The following is a 13,320-nucleotide window of genomic DNA, read 5'->3' on the forward strand; positions in this document are numbered from 1 at the left end:
TCTATTTCTCATCATTTTCTAATTCTTTGAATAATTTTTGGTACTTTGGCTTCTCTTTATACTCTTCCATCGAGGCTTCTTCAAGTTGATTTAAGAAACTTCGATCATCTCTTGAAAGACCTTTTTCAAGATAATAGTCGTATAAGAAGTCAATCATTTTATCTGGTGTATACCCATCAAACTTTGCATTGATTAAATTTTGCATGCGAATCTTAGTTCGGGCAGAGATTTTTTGCATTTCTAAAGCTTTTAAACGTGGATCGTAATATTGACGTTTCCGACCTCTCTTCCCTGCTTCTGATTCTTGGGGTTGAGGAGGATGTTGCTGAATTTGATTTCTCTCATTTAATTGTCTCGATTCATCGTGAAATGAAGAACGACGAAAATCTGTTTCTGGGCTTAGCGTGCGTTTTGCTAAGAGGTCTTGAGAGCTAGGTTTCTTCTCTTCTTTATCTTGATTGGAATACTCAGACATTTTTTCAATGCCTTTATTCTTTTTATTCGCCGTTAAAAGCGAATCTAGCTTCATTTTTTTCGCCATTTAACGTCTCCCCTACTCTTCACCGCTCAATATGAGGCGATGTTCATCAATTTCGTCCAAAATATTGACGAAAACCTCGTGTGCGCGCTTGTCCCATTGCTCAACTTTACCGTTTTTGTTGATTTCATAGGTTATTCCGGACCCATCGTAGCGTTTCAAACGGCTTTGATTTAACACAACCGTATCTAAAAGATGCGCACCGTAGATTTCTCTTGCTGCAGTATAGATCTCTTGGTCAACGGAGTCCCGCTTTTGCATCATAAATGGAACAATCCCTACGACTTCAAGATCTGTTTCGTACTGTTCAATGAAGAAATTCATGTAATCAATGTAATTTTGCGCTCCTTTGAGTGATTTCACCTGTGTTTGCAAAATGACGATAACATATTCTGCTACATACATGGCGGCATTTGAATAAGTGCTGATTGTCGGAGGAACATCAATATAGATGACATCATAAATACTCTTAAGTGGTTCGATCAATTCCTCCATGTATTTAAATTGAGACAATTTATCGCCAGGATATTTCTCAATCATATAATCAGGAAAATCAGAAAATGAAATATTCGCCGGGATCAGATCCAAATTCGGAATGATCTGGTAAATTGAGGACTGAATATCACCAGAACGAACAGCCTCCCAAATGGTTGCATCAAATTCGTCAGGCAAGGTATCATTGCCAAAATTTTCAGCAGTTAGCGACAATACGTCACTTGTATTCCCTTGAGGGTCCAAATCAATAACTAATGTCTTACGATCTTTCCGAAAAGCACTCTCGAAGGAAAGCATTTGAACGGTCGTCGATTTGCCTACGCCCCCTTTAAAATTCCCTACTACATATGTCTCAGCTTTTTTTGGCATACTAATTCTCCAATCGTAATTTCTCAATTTAAAGTTTACTATAAAACGATAATAATATCAATAAGGTTTACTATAATTCATTAAATGAGGTAAACTATAATTTGCTATGGAGATAAAGTTTACTGTAATTGCATAGAATAGAGTAAACTTTAATTAAGAAATAAAGTTTACTCCATTGTATAAATTGAGGTAAACTTCATCTGATATATAGTTTACCTCAATTGGTTATTTGAGTTAACGCTTTTCTATATAAGAGTATACTTGAATTTAATAAAAAGTAAACTTTATCTATAGTAATATCCTTTAATTTCAACATTTGTCTTTTAAAAAAGTCTACTTTAAAAAGAATATAGGTAAACCAATGATTATTTAAAAGTAAACTCTATATATTTTCTACCCTTAATAAAGTAAACCGTTTTAAATAAAAGTAAACTGCATTTATCACGATTAAGGTAAACTATTTGTTCTTATAAAAGTAAACTCTAAAATTATCAATGTTATGAGGTAAACTTTTTCTATATGAAATTAAGTAAACTTTTTTGAATAAGAAAGTTTACTTAAATATTCTAAATTGAAGTTTACCTATAAATAAAAAGTCAACTTTAAATCGAATGTTTAAGGTGAACTGTATAATATAAGTTTAAAGTAAACCTTATTTAATTAGAGTAAACCTCAATACTTAATAGGGTTTACTTCATTTAAAATAAATTGAAGTAAACTGTGAATTTTATCTATTATATAAAAGGAATCGAGATTAAAATAACTACTTAGAAACAGTGGTAATTGAAACAGCGATGAGAGGCATATTTCAGTAGGATATTTAAGGTAAACTTAAAAATAAAATAATCTATTTGATAAAGTAAACTTTAAATTAAAGAAATTCATCTAGTATAATGATATTAGAGTAAACCTTTATTTAAAATATTAAAAGGTAAACTTTAAATAAAATGCTTAATTAACAGCGTTATTAGAGGTGAACTCTATTAATAGATAAAAATTTATTGTATTTAAAGTAAACTATATATTGGGAATGATAAAAGGTAAACTTAAATAAAATAAGCCATTGAGGTATACCTCAATGGCTTAAAAGTAAACTTTATAAAAATTCTATCGTTTGAATCGCTCGATAGATTTGATCCGCGGTGATATGAGGATCAACCATATTAAAGGTTTCATTTGACGAGGCGGCATGTTCGATTACTGGTGTTAAAGCGCTCTTTGATGTGTCGAAGACTTCCAGATCTTTCAGTTTTAAAGGCAACCCGATTTTTTTATAAAAGGGTCTAAGCTTTTCGATTTCTTCTAGGTCTTTTGTGTGTGCTAGTTGGACCAAAATACCATAGGCGACTTTCATGCCATGAAGCTGATTATGAGTTGCTTCTAAATAAGATAGACCATCATGGACAGCATGAGCTCCCCCAGAGCGGCCATAGGATGCAGCAAACCCGCCTGTTTCTCCAGCTAAACCAATGATTGTATCGGTAACACGACTGAAGGCAGAGGTTGCTTGGTGATTTTCAAGGTCTTTGATAGCAGGAATGGCATCTTCTAAAAGAAGCTGCTGAATGGCTTTCGCACTGGCGATCCCAAGTCGCACATAAGCGGATTTTTCATCTTCAGCTAGATTTCTTGTAATTCCTTCAATTTCATACCATTTTGCTAGTGTATCACCGATACCGGCAACAAAGTAATCTTTTGGTGTTGCTAATAGGAAGTTTGAATCTACGAGTGTTAAGAAGGGTGCGCGTTTCATAAATCCCATCGCTTTAAATGTCCGATTCGGATGATAGACTGCGACAATTGGAGTAAATGGAGCACAATTAGAGATCAATGTAGGAATCACCATTAACTCGGCGTTCAGCTCTTCAGCAACCATTTTTGCTGTATCAATGACACGTCCGCCACCGATTGCAAGAATCAACTCGGCATGTCCAATCTGAGTGGCTAATTCCACTGCGTTTTCGTGGCTTGAACTGCCATCGTAACGATATGTTGGGTAATGTAGTTCCTTGCGATAGTATTTTTTGAATGCTTCAGAGGATTTCTCGCCGGTGATAACCGAGATTTTCTTGAAGTCAGCTAAATAGCTGGGTAAATTTTGCAGGATATTTGCACCGCTGGCATAGCGATTGGCGCCAGGGCGTACTTCGGTAGTGATGTCCATTGAATTCAACTCCTTTTTATATTGAAGAACAAGCCGTCAGTGGAAGACTTGCTCCATTTTAAACGAATACCAAGATGATTAAATGAAACATGGTATCTATTCGTTTTGTGAGATTTCAACTAGTTTATGCTTTGTTAAAATTAAAGTCAACTGTGTTTTTAATGATAAAAAGTGTTGACAGGTTTTATTTTAACCTGTAAGATACGATTTAACAATTTGCTAAACAAAGAAACGTGATGAAGAGAAAAGTATAAATGACGAAGCATCAAAGAGAGTCCGGGCAGGTGAGAGCGGATATGCGGAAGAATTTAGAAAATGGTCTCTGAATGGCATTGCCGATAAGTAGGCAATGACGGGGCAGCGCTCGTTACCAACGCTCAAGTATGCTTGTACTTGTTGAGGCAAGAGTCGTGAGGCTTTTGCAAATGAAGGTGGTATCGCGAGTTAGCTCGTCCTTTTCCAACACATAATGTGTGGAAGAGGGCGGGCTTTTTTCTTTGGCAAAAAAATTATACTTTAAAACGAATATGGAGGAAATGATGATGAAAAAATTAGGAAAAGGAATTTTATTAAGTGTAGCGGCATTGGCAGTTAGCGGAATCTTGGCAGGCTGTGGAACAAAAAGTGAGGCGCAGCCGTTGGATGAAAAGAAAGTAACGATTGGTGTGACGTCGGGTCCTCATCAGGAGATTTTAGAAGAGGTTGCTAAGCAAGCGAAAAAAGACGGACTTGATATCACAGTAAAAAGCTTCGACGATTATAATACGCCAAATACTGCATTAAACGATGGGGATTTGGATGGAAATAGCTATCAGACGTTCTCTTTTCTTGAGCAGCAGGTGAAGGATAAGGACTATAAAATTGAATCCGCCTTTAAAACAGTGGCTTTCCCATTAGGGGTTTACTCTAAAAAAGTTTCGAATTTAAGTAAACTTCAAAAGGGGGACAAAGTTGGTGTACCGAATGACCCGACGAATGAGTATCGGGCGTTGAAGCTATTGGAAGAAGCTGGTGTTCTGAAGCTGAAAGAGGGCGTGGAAATTAAAGCGACCAAAAATGATATTGCGGAAAACCCTAAGGATATTGAGATCGTTGAGTTAGAGGCTTCACAGATTCCGTCTCAGCTAGGCGAGCTGGCGGCAGCAGCAATCAATACCAATTTTGCCTTTGGTGCGGGATTGACCATTAATGATGATGCAATCTACCACGAGCCATTAAAGGATAACCCTAATTACAATGTCTTCGCAGTTCGCACAGAAAACAAAGATGACAAGATCGTTAAAGAGATTAAGAAATATTACCAATCAGACAAAACAAAGGAATTTATTGAGGAAAAATTCAAAGGCTCTGTGGTTCCAGCTTTTTAGTAATACCAGATAGATGAATGAGAAAGGGAGCTTCACATGATCGAACTTAGAAATGTGTCAAAGGTTTACCAACAAAAAAAGCGTCGAATCGAAGCGGTAAAAGAGGTGAGCCTAACGATCCAACAGGGCGAGATTTTCGGCGTGGTGGGTTATTCTGGTGCTGGAAAATCAACATTGATTCGCATGATTAATTTTTTGGAGCCGCCAACAACAGGACAAATTTTGATCAATGATCAGGATTTGGGCGAGCTTAACAAAAAAGAATTATTGTTAACTAGACGTAAAATCGGGATGATTTTTCAAGGGTACAATCTGTTATCGACAGCGACTGTTTATGAAAATATTGCCAAGCCCTTGAAGCTGGAGGGAGTGCCCAAAGAGGTGATTGCAGAGCGTGTGGACAGGTATTTAGACCTAGTTGGCTTAACGGATCGAAAAGACAATTATCCCGCCCAATTGTCCGGCGGGCAGCGACAGCGGGTGGCAATTGCCCGCGCATTGGCTCATGAACCTGAAATATTATTATCAGATGAGGCTACCAGTGCGTTAGATCCTGAGACAACAGAATCCATTTTGACGTTATTGATGAAGATCAATCAGGAACTGGGTATCACGATTTTTCTGATCACTCATGAGATCGACGTAGTACAGCGTATCTGTGATCGTGTAGCGGTGATGGAAGAAGGAAAGGTCGTCGAGGTAGGTCCTGTGATCGATCTGTTTACCCGTCCTGAAGAGGAAACGACGAAACGGTTCATTGGTGCAAATGATGGCTACAACGTCCCAGAAGAGGTCCTAGCGTCTTATAAGGGAACTGGCAGGCTGGTTCAGCTGCAATTTATTGGAGAAGAGGCGACGGAACCTGTTTTGGCAAAGGTCGCGAAGGATTTTCCTTTATGTCCCAATATTCTCAGCGGGAACATCGGCTATTTGAAGGACAAGCGTCATGGTCAGCTGCTCGTTCAGTTTGACGGCGGAACAGAAGCCGATTTCCAAGCGGCGAAGGAGTATATTGAAAATCAAGGAATCATCGTTGAGGGGGTTGTGTAATGAGCGAATTTTGGAATCAGTGGGGCAATGTCGTAATCGAAGGATTAGGTCAAACCCTTGTGATGGTGTTTGTAGCGTTAGGCTTATCAATTGTTATCGGGATACCTTTAGGCGTACTGCTAGTCATTGCTCGTCCTGGCGGTTTGAACAGCAATTTGCCTCTATATTCGATTTTAAACAGTATTATTAATGTGTTGCGCTCGTTGCCATTTATCATTTTATTATTTTTGATATTGCCAGTGACTAAGCTGATTATGGGTACCACTATCGGTGTGCAGGGCGTCCTCTTGCCACTGATCATCTACACGGCGCCTTATCTGGCTCGGTTAGTAGAGACGTCGCTTTTAGAAGTCGATGGCGGGGTGATCGAAGCCTATCAGGCGATGGGAATCAGTCATTTTCATATTATCCGCAGTGTGCTGTTGAGAGAGGCGCGAGGCGGAATCATTCGCGGCTTAACGATTGCCATGATTGGTTTGATCGGAGCTACCGCAATGGCCGGTCTAGTCGGAGCAGGAGGACTAGGAAGCATTGCCTATCAATATGGTTTTTTACGCAATGAGCCGGCAGTGATGTACACCACGATTATTTTACTGATTGTACTGGTTCAGATTGTTCAGTCGTTAGGCAATACCATCGCTAAAAGCTTGGATCGAAGCTAAGAATATTACGATGAACCGAAGGAGCGTTTTCCCCGGGTTCATCGTTTTCTTTTTGCTATAATAAAAGTGGAGGTGAGGTCGTTGAAAGCCAAAGATTTATTGACTGCAATCCAGATAGATGCGGCGGGTGAGCTGAAGAAACTGTCTTCATATACTTATGTTTTTGTGAAGGATGGAGATAAACAGACGAATCATTTAAGGATCAAAACAGAAGAGTCAAAGATTATTTTACAGAAACAGCAAAATCAGGTATTAACACTGAATGAGCTGATCAAGGTATTGAATACGGCCAAGGAATCAGAGATTTATGTAGAGGACGAGCTGGTTTTTGGCTATAAATTGGTTAAACAGGGGATTTCCTTAGGATGAGCTATCATCTAGTTTTGTAAACTAGATTGAATTATCTTGTTAACTATGATATAGTATCTTTAATAAATTATTCGAGGTGACAAATAAATGAATACACAGTTTAGCCGGAAATATCTGATCACAAATGAAGTGTTGAATGCGGTGACGCATGGTATAGGGGTAGTGTTGAGTATTGTTGGGTTTGTTTTTTTGCTGAAGAAGGCGGATAGCGGGCTGCATTATGTATCATTTATTATCTATGGCGTCTCGCTGCTACTACTGTTTTTAGCTTCAACGTTGTATCACAGCTTGATTTTCACCAAGGCGAAGAAAGTTTTTCAGGTCTTTGATCACTGTTCGATCTATCTGTTGATCGCTGGAACCTATACGCCATATTGTTTGCTCTATATTAAAGGAACGATCGGAATTGTTTTGTTAAGTGTCATTTGGTTGGCGGCGATCGTCGGGATTGTCTACAAAAGCTTGACGCTAAGCAAAGTTAAATCGGTCTCGAAATTGTCTACGATCATCTACAATGTGATGGGATGGGCAGTCGTGATTGCTTTGCCAAGTCTTTATCATAGTGTTGGATTGAAGGGCTTGCTGCTGTTAGTTGGCGGAGGCGTTGCTTATACCGTCGGATCGGTCTTTTACAGTATGAAGAATCGCCGCTATATGCATGTTGTTTGGCATTTGTTCGTGATGCTTGGCGCAATGCTGATGTTCTTTTCGATTTATCTATAAAAAATAATCAAAAATGAGTTGTCTCCAAATTGCGGAGACAACTCATTTTTTTATAGATAATCATCTTCGGAAAAGCCAGTGTTGCGATAGGCTCCTTCATCAGCGAAGTACTTATTATAGCGCTGCTTGAACTTGCGAAAGATGAAGACGACGAACAATTTGATCATGGAGTAGATCGGGATACCGAAGATTACACCGACTAATCCTAATAGATCCCCCATTACCAATAATACGACTAGAATCGTGATTGGATGAATCTTCAATTTGTCTCCCATGACCCGCGGTACAACCAAATCCCCGTGAAGCAGCTGAACAACAAACCAAGCGATCACGAATTTTACCACCATCAGATTCGAATCCTGAAAGGCAATGAACATTCCTGGTAAGAAGGCCAAAAATGATCCGATATATGGGATGATACTCAAAATCCCTGCAGCCAGTGCAATGACTGTCGCAAATTCCAGCCCTAACAGCAGGAAGACGATCCAATAAATCAAGCCTAGCAGCAAGGAAGCGATGACTTGTCCTTTTAAGAAGGCGCCTAATTGTTGATTGGCTATTCGGATCAAGGCGCTCGAATCTTTTCTGAAACGTGGCGGAATCAGTTCAATTACTGCATTGTACAATTTATGCGGACTTTGCAGTAAAAAGAAGGCGATAATCGGTCCGGTAAACAAGGTAATAGCGGTACTGGAAACTGCTGAAAAGATTGTTCCCAAACCTTTGGCACCGTCTTGCCAGTTATTTCCTAGATAGGTAAGAGCTTCTTTTGCCAGCTTGTCCAACGAATCCAAAGCCTGATCAGAAGAAGTCGCAAATGGTGTGGCATCCAAAATATTCCGAATCGATTTTTGGAAATCATCGACATAAGAAGGGAACTGCTTAATCAACTCTTGCGCTTGATTTTGGATTACCGGTATAAGCCGCGCACCGCCAAAGAAAAGCATTCCGAAAATTACCACATAGGTGAGAACGATGCCGAGGGTGCGTGGTACACCTTTTTTACTCAGAAAATTGACTACTGGATTCAGTAAATAATACAGCAGCAAAGCAAAGATCATCGGCGGCAGCACCGTTGTAATAATGACCACCAGTGGTTTAAAAATGAATGACACAGTATTTAATAAATAGATGGCCAAGGAACTCAAAATAATCAGTCCAATAATGTAATACGATGTTTTCCCACCAAAAAATTGAATGATTTTTGAGGGTTTCTCTTTTTCCATAGGATGAGTCTCCTTCTATGTTTAATTCGAACGTCGTCAAGGTCTCAATGGGATAGCTAATAAAAATATCAGCAGGTTGGGCCATAGTAAATTACTGAACGAACATCCGCATAAAATAGTATACCGAAAGTAGGTAAGCATGTATACTTTTCAGAGTTTTTGGAGAAACGAGATTAAAATATTAGCATTCTTATGCCCTCCGTCTGTTAACAGTGGATTTTGACTTTATTACTTGAAAGTTTTACAATAACCATATGGGGTATGGGGGTATATAGCATATGATGAGTGCTGTAATATACCCAAGTTTTATCAAAGGAAAAGAGGAGGAACAAACATGTCACATAGACCGGATCATCAGGTGGATAACCTTGTAAAACGAATCAATCGGATCGAAGGACAAATTGGCGGGATCAAGAAAATGATCGTTGATGAAAAGCCTTTTGACGAAGTGATCATTCAATTGAATTCTGCTAAGGCAGCGATACAAAAGATTTCTCAAATATTACTAGAAGCACATGCAGATCATACCTTTATAGATGCTGTGGAAAGCGGGAAGACCGAACAGGAGTTGGAAAGTTTAAGGCGGGCGATTCATCAATACAGCAAGATGCTATAAGTGAGGTGATTAGATGCCTTCACTCAAAGAAAATAAAATTTTAGCATTGGCGATTCCAGCGACGATCGAAAATATTTTGCAGACGACAGTAGGATTTATTGATGCTCTGATGATTTCAAAGATCGGCTTAGTGGCGGTGAGTGCAGTCGGCATTGCTAACACGGTCTTGAATGTGTATTTGGCCCTTTTTATCGCGCTAGGTGTCGGGGCTTCAGCCTTGATTGCTCAAAAAATTGGGGCAAAGAAAAGTGACGAGGCGCAAACAGTTACCAATCAATCTGTTCTTTTAACCGTTGCAATCAGTGTGCTGCTTGGTATGCTCTCGATATTTTTTGGTAGCTCGTTATTGCGTGTGATGGGAGCATCGGCAGCTGTTTTGCAAGAGTCGCTGCGGTTTTTCACTGTTGTAGGCGGTGGCGCGATATTCATGGGTCTAATGACGATTTTTGGCAGTATTTTACGGGCAACCGGAGATACGAAATCACCTATGCAGGTCAGTGTCGTGGTTAATATTGGGAATATCGTGATTGATTATATTTTGATTTTCGGTATAGGACCTATTCCCGCTCTAGGCGTTTTAGGAACAGCGATTGGTACGGTTTTATCCCGGCTGCTGGGGTGTTGGCTGCTTTATCGAAGGGTACAGCTTTCTAAAAGTCCATTGGATTGGTCAACCTTGTTTACTGTTAGAAATTATCGTCCGCTGATCAATCTATCGATTCCAGCAACTTTGGAACGGTTAGTGATGCGGTTGGGACAGGTGCTTTATTTTGGTTTGATTGTCAGTATCAGTGCCAAAACCTTTGCGGCTCATTCGATTGCCGGAAATATTGAGAGCTTTACATATATGCCTGCATATGGTCTGGCGACAGCAGCGACGACTTTAGTAGGGAACGCTGTTGGGGCACGGGATTACTTGCAGGCAAAAAAATACGGCTATTCGGCGGCTAAATATGGTGTGATCTTTATGTCACTGCTGGGCGTGATTCTATTTTTCGGTGCGCCATTTTTTGCCTCGTTGTTTACTTCAGATCAAGAAGCGTTGCAGCAGATTGTGATTGCCTTGCGGATTGATGCCTTCGCACAGCCGGGATTGGCGATCAGTTTGATTACGACGGGCGCTTTGCAAGGAATGGGGGATACTAAGTCGCCTTTATACAGCACAGCATTTGGCATGTGGGGAATTCGGGTTGTGGGTGTGATCATACTTTCTAAGTACTTGGGGCTTGGGATCGCTGGTATTTGGCTATCGATCGCGATTGACCTGTACCTGCGTTCTTTATTCCTAGTCTATAAATTTAACCATAATCTTAGTGGCGAAGTAATAGCCATCAAGGAACCTTCTGAGTAGTGACTTGGAAGGTTCTTTTTAACGGAAACTATATACAAACTGAGATTGACAAGCTTAGTTTGCGGCAGTGCTAAAAATATACGGCTGGTTTAAATTTTTCCTGATAAAAGCGCTTCGTTTCCTCTGGGGTTTGTAAGGGTGGAACGAAGCGTCTTTTGTTTAATCACTCGGTTCAACATGGATATCGGTCTCGAAAATCTGAAACTTATTTTGCAACAATTTCTCAATTTGATCGGTGATGTCATGACTTTCTTTGACTGTTAGATCAGGCTTCATGGTAATGGTGACGTCGAGATAGACATTAGCGCCGTAACTGCGACCCTTGATACTTTTAACTGCTTGCACTTGTTTGATCTGGCTAATCGCTTCATTGTATTGATTCAGTTGTGTTTGGTCAAAGCCGTCAGAAAGTGAAAAGACGCTTTCTTTAAAAATATCCACAGCCGTTTTCAAGATCAGTAATGCCACAACGATTGCGGCCGTACTGTCGAGCCAGCCCAAGTTGAAGGAAGCCGCAAAAACCGCGATGGCTGTCCCGATACTGGTCCATGCATCGCTGCGATTATCCTTGGCAGCGGCCATTAATCCAGGACTTTTGACTTCTTCGGAAAGTCGTTTATTGAAGAAATAGACACCATACATAACAATAGCCAAAATAATTCCGACTATTGCCGCAGTGATATCTGGTGCTTCAGTTTTTTTATTGATTACGGAAAGAATCGAACTGTAAAGTACCTGCATTCCTACCAGCAGCATAATAAAAGAAGTCACTAAACTAGCGACATTTTCTGCTTTCCAGTGTCCATAGCGATGATCCGCATCCGCTGGTTTTTGCGCGATCCGCAAGCCGATCAGAACAGCAACGGAAGCGAGAATATCGGTGAAATTATTCAGACCATCGGCTCGTAAGGCTTCAGAATTAGCTAGATTTCCCACTACTAGTTTCATAGCGGAAACTAGTATATAGGCGGCGATACTAATCAGCGCACCCAACTCCGCTTTTTTCAATTGTTCGTAACGGTTATTTACCATAATTTACACCCCAAAAAAATAAAATGTTTTATCACTATACACTTTATTTCATCGTGAAAACAAGTAATTTTTTAAACTGTAATCATTTTGGGGCAGCTAAACTATTTTACGATTGGCGCCATGAGAAACTCTTCTAAGCTTAGCTAATTTTATTGCTCAGGACTACTTTTGAATGATTCCGAAGTATTTATGCCAAAAAGAATTGACGGTTAATCCTTGATGTAAGAGGTTTTTAGCACTATTTATAGAAAAATAATCAAAAAAATTAAAAAATTTTTGGTTTTATTCATTGACAATGATTAGGTACCGAAGTATACTAAGTTCAAATAAAAAGTTAGGTACCTAAAATATAGGTACCGAAGCAAAGGGAGGATAAGTGACGATGAGCGAGTATACAAAAGAATTATTGAAACGTCTATCCTATGTAGGAAGTGCCAGTCGTCAGTTGATGGTTGTAGGTAATTGTCAGAAGAGTGCACCCACCCAGCAATTGGTTTTAGATATTTTGGCAGAAGAGGATGGTGTAACCTCTGGGGTGCTAGCAGAAATTTTGGATATGCGTCCAAGTTCGGTCACCGAAATTTTGAACAAGTTGGAAAGTCGAGGAGAAATAAAACGTCGCGAAGATGAACAGGATAAGCGGATTAAACGGATCTATATCACGGAGATCGGCCGCGAGAAGGCCAATTTAAACAAACCACAAGAACGCTCGGAAGAATTCTTCGCCGGCTTAACGGATGAAGAACTACATACTTTGGATCAATTACTGAATAAGGTGATTGATGGCTGGAGCGAAGATTTCGGCGGTCGACCTGAATTTCCAAATGATCCATTTGAAGCGATTGAAGCGTTAAAAGCGATGAAGCTCCAATTCGAGCCTCATATGAAAGAGTTTGGTCGAATGTCACAAGCTGAACGCCGTCAAATGAAGCGGTCGTGGAGAGAACAAATGCGTAATCAATTCGGCAGAGCCGGCTTTGGCCCAGGTCCATTCGGTCCAGAGCATCCTAGAGGTCCGAAAGAAGACCCTAGAAAAAAAGACCCGCATGATCAGCCCAAAGATAAAGATTGGGAAAATTGGTAAACATATACGGCTTGAAAATCACACTAATTTTTCCTTGGAAAAATTAATTCTTTAATATGAAAAAGGATGTCAGTTCCACTTTTCGCAGTTTATACGGTGAGGAAACGAATAAAAGAGTAATGACACTCACCAAAAGAACAACTAGTGGAATGATATACGGCTTGAAAATCACACTAATTTTTCCACGGAAAAATTAATTCTTTAATATGAAAAAGGATGTCAGTTCCACTTTTCGCAGTTTATACGGTGGGGAAACGAATAAAAGAGTAATGAC

13 protein-coding genes and 1 other annotated feature are annotated in these 13,320 nt (G+C 39.8%); of the genes, 8 read left to right on the forward strand and 5 right to left on the reverse strand.

Annotation, left to right across the window (positions count from 1 at the left end):
• Position 1 precedes the first annotated feature (1 nt).
• From OMU_RS05180 to OMU_RS05190, 3 genes are all read right to left on the reverse strand, one after another.
• Positions 2–541: a hypothetical protein gene (locus OMU_RS05180; RefSeq protein ID WP_016178915.1), complete on the reverse strand. Its 540-nt coding sequence runs from the start codon at positions 539–541 to the stop codon at positions 2–4.
• Between the two features lie 12 nt (positions 542–553).
• A complete protein-coding gene (locus tag OMU_RS05185) occupies positions 554–1,402 on the reverse strand; it encodes a ParA family protein (protein WP_016178916.1) in 849 nt (282 codons plus the stop codon).
• A gap of 1,096 nt (positions 1,403–2,498) precedes the next feature.
• Positions 2,499–3,566, reverse strand: coding sequence for an iron-containing alcohol dehydrogenase family protein (locus tag OMU_RS05190; protein WP_016178917.1), 1,068 nt, complete (start codon positions 3,564–3,566; stop codon positions 2,499–2,501).
• A 227-nt stretch (positions 3,567–3,793) separates the two neighbouring features.
• Positions 3,794–4,026: a binding site (T-box leader), on the forward strand.
• Between the two features lie 82 nt (positions 4,027–4,108).
• Here OMU_RS05190 and OMU_RS05195 point away from each other — a divergent pair.
• From OMU_RS05195 to trhA, 5 genes are all read left to right on the forward strand, one after another.
• The gene (locus OMU_RS05195) at positions 4,109–4,933 is read left to right on the forward strand and encodes a MetQ/NlpA family ABC transporter substrate-binding protein (protein ID WP_034875974.1); all 825 of its coding nucleotides are present in this window, start codon (positions 4,109–4,111) and stop codon (positions 4,931–4,933) included.
• Between the two features lie 36 nt (positions 4,934–4,969).
• Positions 4,970–5,983: a methionine ABC transporter ATP-binding protein gene (locus OMU_RS05200; RefSeq protein ID WP_016178919.1), complete on the forward strand. Its 1,014-nt coding sequence runs from the start codon at positions 4,970–4,972 to the stop codon at positions 5,981–5,983.
• Complete coding sequence (locus tag OMU_RS05205; RefSeq protein WP_016178920.1) at positions 5,983–6,645, forward strand: methionine ABC transporter permease; 663 nt, start codon at positions 5,983–5,985, stop codon at positions 6,643–6,645. Before OMU_RS05200 ends, OMU_RS05205 begins: the two co-directional genes overlap by 1 nt.
• 72 nt (positions 6,646–6,717) lie before the next feature.
• On the forward strand, positions 6,718–7,014 hold the full coding sequence (locus tag OMU_RS05210; RefSeq protein ID WP_227132440.1) for a hypothetical protein: 297 nt from the start codon (positions 6,718–6,720) through the stop codon (positions 7,012–7,014).
• Positions 7,015–7,101: 87 nt separating this feature from the next.
• Complete coding sequence (gene trhA / locus OMU_RS05215) at positions 7,102–7,737, forward strand: PAQR family membrane homeostasis protein TrhA (RefSeq protein WP_016178922.1); 636 nt, start codon at positions 7,102–7,104, stop codon at positions 7,735–7,737.
• 50 nt (positions 7,738–7,787) lie between these two features.
• Here trhA and OMU_RS05220 read toward each other — a convergent pair whose 3' ends face one another.
• Complete coding sequence (locus tag OMU_RS05220; RefSeq protein ID WP_016178923.1) at positions 7,788–8,963, reverse strand: AI-2E family transporter; 1,176 nt, start codon at positions 8,961–8,963, stop codon at positions 7,788–7,790.
• 334 nt (positions 8,964–9,297) lie between these two features.
• Between OMU_RS05220 and OMU_RS05225 the strand changes: the two genes are divergently transcribed.
• Together OMU_RS05225 and OMU_RS05230 are read left to right on the forward strand one after the other, a co-directional pair.
• A complete protein-coding gene (locus OMU_RS05225) occupies positions 9,298–9,579 on the forward strand; it encodes a metal-sensing transcriptional repressor (protein WP_016178924.1) in 282 nt (93 codons plus the stop codon).
• 13 nt (positions 9,580–9,592) lie between these two features.
• Positions 9,593–10,930, forward strand: coding sequence for an MATE family efflux transporter (locus tag OMU_RS05230; protein ID WP_016178925.1), 1,338 nt, complete (start codon positions 9,593–9,595; stop codon positions 10,928–10,930).
• Positions 10,931–11,089: 159 nt separating this feature from the next.
• On the opposite strand, the gene OMU_RS05235 is transcribed toward OMU_RS05230, so the two are convergent.
• Positions 11,090–11,962, reverse strand: a complete 873-nt coding sequence (locus tag OMU_RS05235; RefSeq protein ID WP_016178926.1) for a cation diffusion facilitator family transporter — start codon at positions 11,960–11,962, stop codon at positions 11,090–11,092.
• 382 nt (positions 11,963–12,344) lie between these two features.
• On the opposite strand from OMU_RS05235, the gene OMU_RS05240 reads away from it, so the two are divergent.
• Complete coding sequence (locus tag OMU_RS05240) at positions 12,345–13,046, forward strand: MarR family winged helix-turn-helix transcriptional regulator (protein ID WP_016178927.1); 702 nt, start codon at positions 12,345–12,347, stop codon at positions 13,044–13,046.
• Positions 13,047–13,320 lie beyond the last annotated feature (274 nt).

It is taken from the genome of Enterococcus avium ATCC 14025, from assembly GCF_000406965.1.
Lineage (GTDB): Bacteria > Bacillota > Bacilli > Lactobacillales > Enterococcaceae > Enterococcus_A > Enterococcus_A avium.